This window comes from Anabaena subtropica FACHB-260, from assembly GCF_014697105.1.
Lineage (GTDB): Bacteria > Cyanobacteriota > Cyanobacteriia > Cyanobacteriales > Nostocaceae > Trichormus > Trichormus subtropicus.
Window position 1 is genome coordinate 37703 of record NZ_JACJRF010000027.1, and the last position, 13810, is coordinate 51512.

Genomic DNA, 13810 nt, shown 5'->3' on the forward strand with positions numbered 1-13810 from the left:
CATAAAACCTAGCCGTACTAAGAAAATATTTCTACTGACGCACCCTACTAACCGTCAATTTGGAACAATTTATTTTTTGGTCTTCCCAAAATAGGTTGAAATTTGACCGATTTTAATCCGTAATTCATCATCTAATTACGAATTGCGTATTATCGTAAATAAATTCAAACAATCATCAGCAAAATAGACGAACAACATGATATTTGCACAACCAATAATTAATTCGATTACATGGGTAAATTCCCTAGCTTTAACCTTACAATCCCCCTTGTTGGCAACAACAAACGAGGCAGAAAACGCACCCATTGTCTTGACTGGCGTACTACTAAGTTTAGTATTCATTTATTTAGCTAGTAAGATTGGCGGTGAATTATCTCGGATGCTGGATTTACCTCCAGTTTTGGGCGAATTAGTTGCTGGTGTAGTAGTTGGTGCTTCCGCCTTACATCTGGTTGTGTTTCCTGAAAGCGGTGCAGTTGCAAGCGACTCCGTTGTCATGACCATCCTGCAATTTATTAACAATCTCAGTCCAGATGCAGTCACATCAATTTTCCAAAGCCAGAGTGAAGCGGTTTCTATTCTGGCTGAATTGGGTGTCATCATTCTGTTATTTGAGATTGGTCTGGAATCGGACTTAAAAGAATTACAGAAAGTTGGTTATCAAGCCACAATCGTTGCGTGTGTGGGGGTAGCAGTTCCTTTTACTGCTGGTACTGTAGGTTTGATTTATTTATTTCACGCTCCCGTCATTCCCGCGATTTTCGCAGGTGCAGCACTGACAGCTACTAGCATTGGCATTACCTCTAAAGTCCTGTCAGAATTGGGACAGCTAAAATCTAGAGAAGGACAAATTATTGTCGGCGCAGCTGTCATTGATGACATTTTAGGAATTATTGTCTTGGCTGTGGTGGCAAGTTTGGCAAAAACTGGCGAAGTTGATATTTTCAACGTGATTTATTTGATTATCAGCGCCACTGTTTTTCTGATTGGCTCGATTCTTCTGGGTAAATATTTCAATCAAAGTTTTGTTGCTATTGCCAACAAATTGCAAACCAGAGGTAACTTAATTATCCCAGCATTTATCTTTGCATTCTTCATGGCCTTCTTGGGTAATGCCATTCATTTAGAAGCCATTTTAGGAGCTTTTGCGGCTGGTTTAGTTTTGGATGAAACTGATAAGCGTAAAGAACTAGATGAGCAAGTTAAACCCATTGCTGATATCTTAGTGCCAATTTTCTTTGTCACCGTTGGAACTAAGGTTGATTTAAGTGTACTGAATCCCGTGGTTCCAGAAAATAGAGAGGGTTTGATTATTGCCACTTTCTTAATTGTGGTAGCGATTATCGGTAAAATTGTCACTGGTTGGGCTGTTTTTGGTCAACCGGGAATTAACCGCTTGGCAGTTGGTATAGGCATGATTCCCAGAGGTGAAGTTGGGTTAGTATTTGCTGGTATTGGTTCTGCTAGTGGTGCTTTAGATAAACCGTTGCAAGCAGCAATCATTATTATGGTGATTTTGACAACATTTTTAGCACCACCTTTGTTACGTTTCGCGTTTAAACAATCTGAAGAAATCAAAGAATTAGAAAAAGCTGATTTGCTTGGATAATTTTGATGGTATTTAGTAATAGGTAATGGGTAATTTTTTTATTTCCTCATTACCTATTTTCGTTTTCTTGCCATTTGGGGTTGATAAGACTTGTTAAAATATGGTCTTCCCATTTACCGTTAATTAATAAATAATCTCTGGCATAACCTTCAACAACAAAGCCTAATCTCCTCAGTACGTTACCACTGCGTTGATTATGTGGCATATAATTTGCCATGACGCGATGAAAATTTAACTCTTGAAATACATAATCAATTGCTGCTTGTAAAGCCTCTGTCATATAGCCTTTACCTTGTTCAGCCTCTGCCAAGCTATATCCTACATAGCAAAAATGGGCAGCACCTTTGATAAAATTATTAAAATTGATCGTACCAATAATTTTAGTTGGTTTTTTTTTCGGGAAGATAAACAGCTTTAAAGATTGGTCGTGGATAAATTCTAGAAAATTATTTTCTATTTGATAATGCCAATATTCTGCTGTAAAGAAATGGTCTACCCAAGTAGGATAAAATGGTGTGAGGTAATCTTGATTATCAAGAAAGTATTTGATAATTTCCGGTATATCTTCTTGAATACCTACACGTAATAATAGGCGATCGCTTGTGATTATCGGCAGTTCTGACTTCATAACCTAGATGGGCAAATACAATATCTTCATCTATGTTACTTAGTAGCGATCGCTTTCTGGTACATATTATCGGGTACAATAGCGTAACTCACCACCCACTGCGGGGTAATCGAAAGTTTGGTTGTATGGACTTGTAAGCTTCTATGTTGTTTGATTGCAGCCAACCTAAAAATTTTTCCGTGCTGGTAAGATACTTTATACCAACTCCCTGCAATATTTCCTTGATTTCTTTTGTACCAAAGTCTTTAGAGTTTGCAGTTAATAAAATCTTCTTCTCATCTGGAGATGTGTTCTGATGAGTTCGAGCATGATCAAGAATACAATGCAAAATTAGGTTATCTGTTTGATCAGTGATAAGTATTTGTTGAAGACTTGCGCTTAGTATATCTGGTTTTAATTTTATTAACTCTACATTCTTACTAGCCCATTCAAGAACTTGAAAAAGGCGATTGTTTATTTCATTCAATCGTGCTTTATTTTTAATTTTGGCTTGTTCAAGGTATTTTTGAATTTCTTGGGAATATGGGGAGTTTTTATCCCCTTTGAGTTTATTTCTTTCAAAATCTAAATTATCTTGAAATCGATTGCTTATGCTAATTTCAGCATTTAGTACAGAAAGAGATTCCATACAACACACTGAAGGAGTCACAATTTTAATCAGTGTATTTCTATCTGGCGATATGTTAGTGACTAATTTTTCAGAATCCTCATCTTGGCTTTTAGCAAAACCAATAAAAAAATTAGTTTCGATATAAAGCGTTATCACTGAAATTACTGCCCTTTACTGTAGCGCATCTGCAAGCTTTTCCACGAAACCGATCTGCGTTAATTCTTGTGATTTAGGTGGATTATCAGTTTTCCAGTGTTCAGCTAAATCTCTTAACCATCCCTCAACTAATGTTTCCAGATAATACTCAAAAATTCTCTTATTACTAAATTCTGAATCGTACTCAGACATAACTTCATTAGTTGGAAAGGTATAGATATCCTTGAGTATTTTCCCATCCCATTCAAAAATATTAATTTCTTTACGGGTAGCAGTCATAGCATAAGGCACTATAACTCCATTATGCTCATACTCAAATTCGAGAATTTCTGCCAATTTAGATTTAATATCTTCTTGAATGTCTCTGGCTCTAATTTTTGATACTAAAAGTTTTTGCCCATTTTTATCCCAGGCTGTAATGTCTGATATCTCTATTGTTTCGTCACGGAGTTTTTCAACATCCATTTTTATGCTCCTTGTGACATTCGTCATATTAATAATAAGTCAATTATAATCTGAAGATAATGCTTGCATCATTTCATGTTTGGTTTAGGGTATGAGCATTTTAAGGGACTTCGGCAATTCTTTTTTTTTCCTGTAGTCAGCAACTACTCACTAAATAATGTGAATCTTACTCGCCGCTATTGTTGCTTTCTCCCTAGCTGCTTGCACATTCTCGGCTTTGGCTAAAGCTACACCCATGCGGCGATAAGGGTGTGCTGTAGGTTTACCAAATAATCTAATATCTACATCTGGTTCGGCTAAAGCTTCGGCGACACCTGTAAACATGGGTGCATCTAATTTTTCTGAGGCTAAAATTACGGCACTGGCTGATGATCCCAACTGTTCTATCTTGGGAATGGGTAAGCCTAAAATTGCTCGCAGATGTAACTCAAATTCGTTCAAGTTTTGTGAAATTAATGTTACCATTCCCGTGTCGTGGGGACGGGGTGAAAGTTCAGAAAAAATGACTTCATCTTTGGTGATAAAAAATTCTACACCAAATATACCTGCTCCGCCTAAAGCATCGGTGACTTTTTGAGCTATGGCTTGTGCTGCTAATATCTTATCTTCACTGATGTCGGCTGGTTGCCAAGATTCTTGATAATCGCCTCTTTCTTGGCGGTGTCCGATGGGTGAACAGAAAATTGTAGGACTATTCCATTGTTTAATGGTGAGGAGGGTGATTTCAATTTCAAAGTTGATAAATTCTTCGACTATGACTTTTTGACTATCACCACGAGAATTAGCGATCGCATAATTCCAAGCTTTCTCTACTTCCTCTTTTGAGGCTACCACTGATTGTCCTTTACCTGAGGACGACATTACTGGTTTGACTACATTGGGAAAGCCTATCTGATCAGAAACAGCAATCAATTCTTCTAATGTGACCGCATACCCATATTTCGCTGTTCTAATACCTAATTCTTCATGGGCTAATTCCCGGATGCGATCGCGGTTCATCGTGTAATTTGTAGCCGCAGCCGTCGGAATTACAGTGATACCTCGCTGCTCAAATTCCTGCAATTTCTCAGTTCTAATTGCTTCTATTTCTGGTATAATAAAGTCTGGTTCATGCTTAGTCACAACGGCTTCTAAATCATCAGCACTAAGCATCGATATAACTTCAGAGCGATCGGCAACCTGCATAGCTGGGGCGTTGGCATAGCGGTCAACGGCTATCACATAATTCCCAAGACGTTGAGCCGCAATGACAAATTCTTTGCCCAATTCCCCTGATCCCAATAACATTAGTTTTTGGGGTAACTTCATCGCCTTACTCATGCACCTTTCCCAGATAATTAAAATTCAGCAATCTGCTCACTATGCTGCATTTTAATTATCATCTACCAAATAGTTAAACTTAGCTCCACGCAGTTGTAAATCTTTACGTTGCTGTTGAGTTAAACCATTACCAATGCCTAATTGGCACTCATCAACGAGGGTGTCTAACCAAACAGTTCCATTCAGAGTTGCGCCTCTTAAATCTGCTTTTCTCAAGTCAGCTTTAGTGAAATTCACAAATATGAGGTCAGCATTTAATAGACTGCTTCCTTGCAAATTTGCTTCTGATAAATTCCCGCGAATCAAACTTACTTCATCTAAATTTAATTCAGATAAATTAGCGCCAGATAAATTGGGAAATTTCATCTGTCCAGGATTTTGGAGAAATCGCATCACACAATCAATGTTTTCGTCATTCAGACGGATTTTAGATAAGAATTTGAAACGACCTATACCTAATTCTTGGAGAATTTGCAGGCGTTGTACTGGACTCTGTTCTAAAAAATGAATGGACTGAGAGCGGAGGTCTTGAGTATGAGGATTGATCATGATCATTGTTTGGCACTATATCTAACTATTGGATGCACGGCTAAAGTTATCAATAGCCCGATGAAAAGCACTAACCTGAAAACCTAGTCAAACTTCCACTCAGACAAAGAGTAACATCTGATGGTAAATAGTAAGGCAAACTTTTGGTAAACTCAGTTGCAGAATTCTTAAAGAATTGGTTTGTGTTGGCAAACTGAGCATCAGTTAATGCCCAGTTTGGTGGTAAATTCTGCTTTAGCGCTATCATTTTGCCCTCACCCATTCTCGGAAGACTCTATCTCAGCTAATTCTAACCAGCGCTCAGTTGCTGCATCAATTGCTTTTTTGAGCGCTTCTATTTGTTCGTAGAGTTTTTGTACTTGGGTATAATTACCAGGAGAGACATGAGCTAGTGCTTGCTCGGTTTGGGCTTTTTCGTCCTCTATTTGAGCGATTTTGCCTTCTAGCTGTTCAAATTCCCGCTTTTCCCAATTAGATAGTCTACGCCGCTTTTTAGTTTCTACATCTTTAGTTTGCGATGTAACTTTTGTTTCTGGGGAATTTTTTGTCTTTTCTTTAGTGTTGGCTGTTGTTTGTTCTGCTTCTTCGGCTTTCCTGTAGTCTAGATAAACGGAGTAATTACCTGGATATTGCCGTAGGTTGCCACCTTCTTCTAGAGCAAATATTGTATCAACAGTGCGGTCTAAAAAGTAGCGATCGTGGGAAACTACGATGACACATCCGCTAAAATCCTCTAAATAGTCTTCCAATACTGCCAATGTTTGCACATCTAAATCGTTTGTCGGTTCATCCAAAATCAAGACGTTGGGCGCACTGATGAGGATACGCAGCAGGAACAGTCGGCGTTTTTCTCCACCAGATAGTTTATGGATTGGTGCATACTGCTGATTCCCTGGAAACAGAAAACGCTCTAACATTTGGGAAGCAGTAATTTTTGTGCCATCGGCTATTTGAACAAATTCCCCCTCTTCTTTAATGTAGTCAATCACGCGCTGATTTTCATCTAAAGCTGTGAGTAATTCTTCCGAATGTTGGTCAAAATAACCGATGTGAATAGTGGAACCAATATCTACACTACCGGAATCTGGTTCTACACGTCCCGTAATAATATTCATTAAGGTGGACTTTCCTGCACCATTTCCACCAATGATCCCGATACGGTCTTCTGGACTAAATTCGTAGGTAAAATCTTTAATTAAGGTGCGATCATTATAGGCTTTAGCAATGTTATTTAAGTCAATAACTTTCTTGCCAATGCGGCGGCTAACTGTGGAGATGTCAACTTTACCCTGAGCTTGTTTAAACTCAGTTTCTCGCATGGCGTGGACGCGCTGAATTCTGGCTTTTTGTTTGGTGCTTCTGGCTTTGGGACCACGTTTAAGCCATTCTAATTCTCGCCGTAATACACCTTGATGTTTGCGTTGAGTGCTGATTGCTGATTCTTCGGCTAAGGCTTTCTTTTCCAGGTAATATGAGTAGTTACCTGCATAGCTGTAAATATCACCCCGGTCAATTTCGATGATGCGGTTGGTGACTTTATCTAAAAAGTAGCGATCGTGTGTGATGAGAAATAATGCGCCGCGAAAGCGGTTAAGATAGCTTTGTAACCATTCAACGGACAGAGCATCGAGATGGTTTGTTGGCTCATCCATGAGTAAAACATCTGGTTCAGAAAGTAAAGCAGTTGCTAAAGCAATACGTTTACGATAGCCACCAGATAAACTGCTTATTGGTGCATCAAAATCAGTAATTCCTAATTTGCTAAGGATGATTTTGGCATTGGTTTCTAATTCCCAAGCACCAGTCGCATCCATACGCTGCATGACAGAAGAAAGGCGAGACATTAATTGGCTATCTTCTGGGTAATGAGTTAGTTTATCAGAAAGTTCTTCATACTCACGGACTAAAGCCATTTGTTCGCCACTGTCAGCGAAAATCTGTTCTAAAACTGTATGGTTTTCATCTAAATCTGGCTGTTGGGGTAAGTAGATGATTTTAGAACCGGAAGTGCATAAAATTTGACCACTGTCTACTGGTTCTATGCCGGCAATCATTTTTAATAAGGTGGATTTGCCAGAACCATTTGTACCGATTAAACCAACTTTATCGGTAACATCTAAACTAAAGCTCGCATCTTTTAAAATTTCTTTGATTCCAAAATCTTTTTTAACTGATTGTAATGTGATGATGCTCATAGCAATTTTAAAAGATACAGTTTAATTTACTGTTGATTGGCTGATTATGTAAAGTATAAATTTTGATGGAAAGCTGACACAGAGCAGCATATTAAGATATACAAGAGAGATTATGACTCTTGACAAGTAATATTTTAGGGGGAAGAGGTACGTTTACTTAGTGTAGCGTACCTCAGATTATTGCTTGACTTTAAACAAATAAGTCGAGGGGTAGATGTCCATACATTTCGTTGATTCCTCCTTCATAGTAAGATTGGCAAGATACTAGGACACCGCGATGATGTCCGGCGTAGGAATCGAGGTAACACAAGCCGTTTTTGCCATTTAGTTTGATATATACTGGGCCTTCAACTACAGGCAAATCAATAGGAACTTCATAACCTAAAGCATGGGAATAAGTTCTCATGGCGAGTAATCCTTCCTCGGCTGTATCAGCACAAATTCCTAATATTTGATAATCAGAAAGTTTGGTGATAAAAATCAATGCCCGACGAATTGATTCCTTTTCTGAGGGCTTGAGAATCGGGGCGATATCTAAACAGTTGAATTTGTTGAGGATTTTTTTCGCGTCGGCGGTGGTAAGATTGGGATGGTTGGGCATTGACATAAACTAGTTTAATGATGTTTTGCGGTTGTGTTTGTGTGTGATTAGGCAAATTAGTTTAAATTTTGGGTGTTTCCTAGATTAAAAATGAAAGGTACACTACCTTGTGATTCTCCACCCATAACTAGTACTTTTGGCATTTGAGCGCCACCAGTTTTCCACGCTTCGATTGCTTCTTTTTGCAGTACTAACTGTCCACCTTGGGCTTTGAGAGTTTCTGCTAAAAGTCTTTGGGCTTCTGCTTTACCTTTGGCACGATTAATTTCTGCTTGCGCTTCTTGTTCGGCTTCTCGCGCTACATAGACTGCTCTTTGGGCGCGTTGTTCAGCAATTTGTTTTTCTTCTACGGCTCTGGCAAATTCCGGCGAGAATGTCAAGTCAACTACGCTAGTATCTAATACTATTATTCCATATTTATCCAGGCGATCGCCTAGAGCATTGTCAAAGTCTTCTTTTAACTCACTCCGTTTGGTAATTGCCTCTTCCACTGTTCTTCTGGCTGCGGCAATTTTAAATGCTTCTTGTGTTTGGGGAGCGATAATTTTTGAGACAATATTTTCTAAGGTTCCTTGCTTTCTTCTCACATCCACTACTTGAATGGGATCAAGACGAAAGTTAATCGCAAATCTAGCAGATAAATTTTGCAAATCCTTGGTGGAACTTTCTGCTGGTACTTCAAATTTCTGTACCGTCAAATCATAAACATCCATCACCGAGATGAAAGGCGGTTTCAAGTGAATACCCTCCAGTAACGCACCATCCCTAGCTTTACCTAAGATACTCAACACTCCTGCTTGCCCTGGGTTGATAATAACAAAGGAATTTAACCCGACAATCACAATTATTGCCAAGAAAATTCCTAAAACAGTAGTTTGCCAGTTTCCCAATTGCTGATCTTTCAAGCTAGTTTCTCCTTGTGAGTAGTGAGTACTGAGCGCTGAGTAGTAAGTACTGAGTCAGAAGTTAAGTCTCCCTCATCTCCCACCCTGCGGGTTCGCGGTAGCGTCTGTGTTCGCGTAGTGTCCCGTAGGGAAGGAGAAGGTAAAGCTTATATCCCTCATTCTCTCATCCCCTCATCCTTGACTCTGTGGTAATATCAGTTGCACACAACTTTCAACATCTGTTGCCATAGCATCTAAATATTAGCGGGAGTTCAAATATATCTTTGGGCAATTTTGAATTGTGGTGCTGCTCAAAGCCATCACTAGGATACTAGAGTCATTTTTTGAGTATTGTTGTCATCTTGTTATGGCGTAACCTGGCACAGAATATCCAGCATAGCTTACCTTTGGACGCATATAGTCACCTAGAGGAGTGGGAATTAGCATATTATTTTGAGGAATGCAGCATAGGTAGTTTCATATCCATCCTCAGTGATGATGTTAACTAACTAGGACGTTTTTCGGACGTGGAAGCAAACAGTATGATCCAGCTAGTCACGACTATTGTAGTTGTTGGTGGTGCATTCTTTGTTTTGGCTCCTGCTTTCCTTGAATGCCTATTTTAGCAACATTGGCTGGAAAATAGAGGTTAGAGTTTAGAGGCTTCAGGAGTGGATTATGATCTTTAGTAATACCCAACCGGAATCAAGTAATAACAAGTGGCGCAGTCAGTTGGATAGATTTGTCAAAGAACACCAACCAGAATTGGCAGCGTTATCATGGGCTTTATGGTTAGAAAATGGTGATAGTCAAGGTAGTATTGGCATCGATTTACAACCTACACCACGTTTTGTTTATTGTCCTCAAGAAGCGGTAGAAAAATTAAATAGTAATGTGGAAAATCGGCTTCAGGAACTTTTGGGAATTATTGAACATAATCAACCAGAAGTAGAAGTATTGATGATTGGTATTGGTAAGGGTGAAATTAAGTTAATTCAGTTTGCACCAGAGCCAGCGCCGCCAGTTTGTTTTGAGCAAGTTGGTAAAGATGTTAATGAATTGTTAGAAGTGTTGGAACAGCGCATGAGTGAGCAGATCAGTCTTGCTTAGGTGAATTAAAGCAGGGTACGTCAGTCCTAGATATTGGGAGTGAAGCAGTTTGATTAACGTGCGCCTCCCTGGAAGACTTACACTGTATTAGGAAGTCCAAGAAAAAATCATCCAATTTTGAGAATGAACTCAAACACAAGCAAGATGTGAGTGTTTTGTATCTAAATTAATTTTGTTTGCATAGATCCCAACTGAAAAAGGAGATTACAAACAATGATTGAACAGCAATTTTCTGGGGAAACCACAGTCATATTTGAGCAGTTGTGGAATATTACCAAAGAACTCCGCCAGAAACTAGACGCACGTTTTGAGTTACAACCAGATCAGTCTACCAAAGATTTACAAAGTTATTCTGCTCAGGTAGGAGCAGCCCACGGTTCACTGAATACTTTCTCTGGTGCAGAAATTGATTGGCTAGTGCATTCATGGTTGCGCGAACCCAACTCAGGTTTTTGCAATATGCACTTAACTATTTGGTTGGATTCACACATTCGTGTTCCCCATTTAGCTTTTGCCTTTGCTACCGTACCACACTTATTCTTCTACATGGATTATATTGCACGTAGCGATTTATTCACCGATTTAGATTATTTAGACCGTTACTACGCACCTGCAAACGACCGATATTTAGCATTTGCCAATGACGATCGCTTCCAGCAATATATCAGCAAAACTCTCTACATTCGTCAGGTACAATCTCAGACAAGCCTTTGTTATACTAGCCCAGTCACAGATGAAACCATTGCGGCTCTAAGTTCAGTAGCTCATGAGATGATAGATCGTTGGTTGGGTTGGGTAGATGAAGCAGAACCTGTACCAGAATCAGAACGCACTGCTTTAGCAGAACGTGATTTAATTGTCCGTCGAGCGATCGCCGAACGCGACCCAGATAATAAAATTGCAGTACGGCTATTCGGCGAACAGATGACAGATAAATTAGTGCGATCGCTTTGGGGAGGCGACAGAATAAAATAATTCGTAATTCTTAATTTTACTTTTCCCCACTCCCTATTTACAAAAGCATGGCAGATAACTCTAGTAATCTCAACTCATTTCGAGCTTTGGCGCTGCAAGTTACCTGTCATGCAGTGAATCAAGCAAGCGATCGCCAAGAAGCTGGATTGATGATGCACAATACTATTAACCGCTTGGCACAACAAATCGCTGCGAGTATTGCTTTCATTGGTTTTGACTGTCGCTTAATTGTCCTACCAGAATATTTCCTGACAGGTTTCCCGATGGGAGAACCCTTGCAATTATGGGCGGATAAAGCCTGTTTGGAAATTGACGGTGCTGAATACGAAGCATTGGGGAAAATTGCCCAGAAACATCAAATATTTTTGGCTGGTAACGCCTACGAACTTGACCCCAACTTTCCCCAACTTTACTTTCAAACCTGCTTTGTTATTGACCCATCGGGATCAGTAATTTTACGTTATCGAAGGTTAAATTCTTTATTTGCTCCCACACCCCATGATGTCTGGGATAAATACCTTGATTGTTACGGCTTAGAGGGTGTGTTTCCCGTGGCTAAAACTGCCATTGGTAACTTAGCAGCTTTAGCATCAGAAGAAATTTTATACCCAGAAGTGGCGAGATGTTTAGCAATGCGAGGAGCAGAAATTTTCCTCCACTCCACCTCTGAAGTGTATAGCCAAAACCTCACCCCCAAAGATGCAGCCAAAATTACTCGCGCCGTCGAGAATATGGCTTATGTGGTTTCAGCTAATACCGCAGGTCTAGCTAATAGCCCCATTCCCATTGCTTCCGTTGATGGCGGCTCAAAAATCATTGACCATCGGGGCATAATTTTAGCAGAGACTGGTGCAGGCGAGAGTATGGCAGCCTTTGCCGAAATAGACCTAGCCGCATTAAGACGCGATCGCCAAAGACCAGGGTTATATAATTTACTATCTCGTCAAAGATTTGAGATGTATGCTCAAAGCTATAGTCAGTCACAATTTTACCCAGCCAATACTATGCTGGATCAGGAAGTAGACCGCAAACATTTTATACAAACACAACAACAAACCATTAAACGCCTAACTGAGTTAGGAATTATTTGATGGTTGACCAATGACTCATGACTATTGACAAATGACCAAAACAATAGAAGTTCGTAACCCACGGACTGGAAAATTTGATTATGTGATTATACCGCCACCGCCGAGGTTGCTGGCACAGCAATGTAACCGGGCGCGGCGGGCGCAATCTCGTTGGCAACAATTGGGCGTAGAAGGCAGAATTAGCGCCTTACAGCAATGGAAACAAGGCATACTATCTAGGCGAGAACAGCTAACAGATGCGTTGGTGAATGATACGGGCAGATTATCTACAACTGTATTAGAAATTGATTCGTTCCTGGCCAGCATCGATCGCTGGTGTGGTTTAGCGCCAGAATTACTGCAAGAATCTGCCAAAAATACCAGTATTCCGTTTATCGCCTTACAACAAGCATCTGTTCCCTACTCCTTAGTTGGTGTCATCAGTCCGTGGAATTTTCCCTTGTTACTATCGATGATTGATACAATTCCGGCATTGCTGGCGGGTTGTGCGGTAGTTGTCAAACCCAGTGAAATTGCACCCCGGTTTGTAGCACCACTGTTGATAGCACTAAATACAGTTCCTGACTTACGAGATATCTTAATTTTTGTGGAGGGAGCCGGGGAAACTGGGGCTGCATTGATTGATTGTGTAGATTTGGTATGTTTTACAGGTAGTGTCGCCACTGGACGAGAAGTAGCAGAAGTTGCAGCCAGACGCTTTATTCCAGCTTATCTGGAATTGGGAGGCAAAGATCCGGCGATCGTTTTAGAATCAGCCGATTTAGACTTAGCAACCTCAGCTATTTTATGGGGCGCAGTCGTCAATACAGGACAGTCTTGTTTATCTATTGAACGAATTTACGTCGCTGAATCTATATTTGAAGAGTTTTATCATCAACTAATAGCCAAAGCCCATCGTCTACAACTAGCTTACCCCTCAGTTGAAGATGGAGCGATCGGCCCCATCATTGCCGAAAGACAAGCGGGAATTATTAACAATCATATTTTAGAGGCAGTGGAGAAAGGAGCAGTAATTCACTGCGGCGGTAAAGTTGAGGAATTAGGCGGCGGTTGGTGGTGTCGTCCCACAGTGCTAACTCAAGTCAACCATTCCATGAAGGTGATGACCGAAGAGACTTTCGGCCCCATTATGCCAGTAATGCCCTTTCCCACCGTTGAGGAAGCGATATATTTAGCCAACGACTCAATTTATGGACTTAGTGCGGCGGTATTTGCTGGATCAGAAGATGAAGCCTTAACAGTAGCCCGCCAATTAAATGTAGGTGCTATTAGTATTAATGATGCTGCCCTCACCGCCATTATGCAGGAGGGAGAGAAAAATGCCTTCAAATTTTCTGGCATGGGTGGTTCGCGCATGGGTGCAGCAGGTTTGAAGCGGTTCCTGCGAAAACAGGCATTTTTGATTAAAACCAACTCTGCCAGGAACCCTTGGTGGTTTGATGTCCATTAAATAAATAATGTCCAAATTAAAGAATTATTGTCATATTTACTTTAAACAGTAGAAGTCGCTGAAAGTCTTAATTGATAAGGCTTTAGGTAATTTTTCTATCAAAGCACTCAATCAAATAAATTTAAAGTAAATGGTGTCATAAATGCCGTAAGCTTTTAAGTTAAATG

At 40.1% G+C, this 13810-nt stretch carries 13 protein-coding genes and 1 pseudogene; 6 read left to right on the forward strand and 8 right to left on the reverse strand.

Going from position 1 to position 13810, the window contains the following annotated elements; all coding sequences use genetic code 11:
- Window positions 1–196 precede the first annotated feature (196 nt).
- Window positions 197–1609: a cation:proton antiporter gene (locus H6G18_RS15860; protein WP_190408061.1), complete on the forward strand. Its 1413-nt coding sequence runs from the start codon at window positions 197–199 to the stop codon at window positions 1607–1609.
- A gap of 49 nt (window positions 1610–1658) precedes the next feature.
- Here the strand turns inward: H6G18_RS15860 and H6G18_RS15865 are convergent, their stop codons facing one another.
- From H6G18_RS15865 to H6G18_RS15900, 8 genes are all read right to left on the reverse strand, one after another.
- Window positions 1659–2237: a GNAT family N-acetyltransferase gene (locus H6G18_RS15865; RefSeq protein WP_190408062.1), complete on the reverse strand. Its 579-nt coding sequence runs from the start codon at window positions 2235–2237 to the stop codon at window positions 1659–1661.
- 88 nt (window positions 2238–2325) lie between these two features.
- On the reverse strand, window positions 2326–3003 hold the full coding sequence (locus H6G18_RS15870; protein WP_190408063.1) for a PIN domain-containing protein: 678 nt from the start codon (window positions 3001–3003) through the stop codon (window positions 2326–2328).
- A gap of 15 nt (window positions 3004–3018) precedes the next feature.
- The gene (locus H6G18_RS15875) at window positions 3019–3468 is read right to left on the reverse strand and encodes a hypothetical protein (RefSeq protein WP_190408064.1); all 450 of its coding nucleotides are present in this window, start codon (window positions 3466–3468) and stop codon (window positions 3019–3021) included.
- A gap of 150 nt (window positions 3469–3618) precedes the next feature.
- Window positions 3619–4788 carry a formate-dependent phosphoribosylglycinamide formyltransferase gene (purT, locus tag H6G18_RS15880; protein ID WP_190408065.1) on the reverse strand — a complete coding sequence of 390 codons (1170 nt, stop codon included), beginning with the start codon at window positions 4786–4788 and terminating at the stop codon, window positions 3619–3621.
- 51 nt (window positions 4789–4839) lie between these two features.
- Window positions 4840–5343, reverse strand: coding sequence for a pentapeptide repeat-containing protein (locus tag H6G18_RS15885; RefSeq protein ID WP_190408066.1), 504 nt, complete (start codon window positions 5341–5343; stop codon window positions 4840–4842).
- Window positions 5344–5591: 248 nt separating this feature from the next.
- Complete coding sequence (locus H6G18_RS15890) at window positions 5592–7532, reverse strand: ABC-F family ATP-binding cassette domain-containing protein (RefSeq protein ID WP_190408067.1); 1941 nt, start codon at window positions 7530–7532, stop codon at window positions 5592–5594.
- A 190-nt stretch (window positions 7533–7722) separates the two neighbouring features.
- Entirely contained in the window at window positions 7723–8139 is a 417-nt protein-coding gene (locus H6G18_RS15895) for a DUF1824 family protein (protein ID WP_190408068.1), read from the reverse strand.
- A gap of 50 nt (window positions 8140–8189) precedes the next feature.
- Window positions 8190–9038: a prohibitin family protein gene (locus tag H6G18_RS15900; RefSeq protein ID WP_190408069.1), complete on the reverse strand. Its 849-nt coding sequence runs from the start codon at window positions 9036–9038 to the stop codon at window positions 8190–8192.
- 253 nt (window positions 9039–9291) lie between these two features.
- Here H6G18_RS15900 and H6G18_RS24820 point away from each other — a divergent pair.
- From H6G18_RS24820 to H6G18_RS15925, 5 genes and pseudogenes are all read left to right on the forward strand, one after another.
- A pseudogene (locus tag H6G18_RS24820) lies at window positions 9292–9622 on the forward strand (ABC transporter); the annotation flags it as partial.
- Window positions 9623–9695: 73 nt separating this feature from the next.
- Window positions 9696–10127: a beta-carboxysome assembly chaperone CcmS gene (ccmS, locus tag H6G18_RS15910; protein ID WP_190408071.1), complete on the forward strand. Its 432-nt coding sequence runs from the start codon at window positions 9696–9698 to the stop codon at window positions 10125–10127.
- Between the two features lie 213 nt (window positions 10128–10340).
- Window positions 10341–11102, forward strand: coding sequence for a red chlorophyll catabolite reductase (locus H6G18_RS15915; RefSeq protein WP_190408072.1), 762 nt, complete (start codon window positions 10341–10343; stop codon window positions 11100–11102).
- Between the two features lie 47 nt (window positions 11103–11149).
- Window positions 11150–12193, forward strand: a complete 1044-nt coding sequence (locus tag H6G18_RS15920; RefSeq protein WP_190408073.1) for a nitrilase-related carbon-nitrogen hydrolase — start codon at window positions 11150–11152, stop codon at window positions 12191–12193.
- A 31-nt stretch (window positions 12194–12224) separates the two neighbouring features.
- On the forward strand, window positions 12225–13643 hold the full coding sequence (locus H6G18_RS15925; RefSeq protein WP_190408074.1) for an aldehyde dehydrogenase family protein: 1419 nt from the start codon (window positions 12225–12227) through the stop codon (window positions 13641–13643).
- Window positions 13644–13810 lie beyond the last annotated feature (167 nt).

Bases quoted from the DNA above. Each gene is read 5' to 3' on its own strand.
- H6G18_RS15920 (WP_190408073.1), top strand. From the start codon at position 11,150: ATGGCAGATAACTCTAGTAATCTCAACTCATTTCGAGCTTTGGCGCTG.
- H6G18_RS15860 (WP_190408061.1), top strand. From the start codon at position 197: ATGATATTTGCACAACCAATAATTAATTCGATTACATGGGTAAATTCC.
- purT (WP_190408065.1), bottom strand. From the start codon at position 4,788: ATGAGTAAGGCGATGAAGTTACCCCAAAAACTAATGTTATTGGGATCA.
- H6G18_RS15915 (WP_190408072.1), top strand. From the start codon at position 10,341: ATGATTGAACAGCAATTTTCTGGGGAAACCACAGTCATATTTGAGCAG.
- H6G18_RS15865 (WP_190408062.1), bottom strand. From the start codon at position 2,237: ATGAAGTCAGAACTGCCGATAATCACAAGCGATCGCCTATTATTACGT.
- H6G18_RS15895 (WP_190408068.1), bottom strand. From the start codon at position 8,139: ATGTCAATGCCCAACCATCCCAATCTTACCACCGCCGACGCGAAAAAA.
- H6G18_RS15875 (WP_190408064.1), bottom strand. From the start codon at position 3,468: ATGGATGTTGAAAAACTCCGTGACGAAACAATAGAGATATCAGACATT.
- H6G18_RS15925 (WP_190408074.1), top strand. From the start codon at position 12,225: ATGACCAAAACAATAGAAGTTCGTAACCCACGGACTGGAAAATTTGAT.
- H6G18_RS15885 (WP_190408066.1), bottom strand. From the start codon at position 5,343: ATGATCATGATCAATCCTCATACTCAAGACCTCCGCTCTCAGTCCATT.
- H6G18_RS15890 (WP_190408067.1), bottom strand. From the start codon at position 7,532: ATGAGCATCATCACATTACAATCAGTTAAAAAAGATTTTGGAATCAAA.
- ccmS (WP_190408071.1), top strand. From the start codon at position 9,696: ATGATCTTTAGTAATACCCAACCGGAATCAAGTAATAACAAGTGGCGC.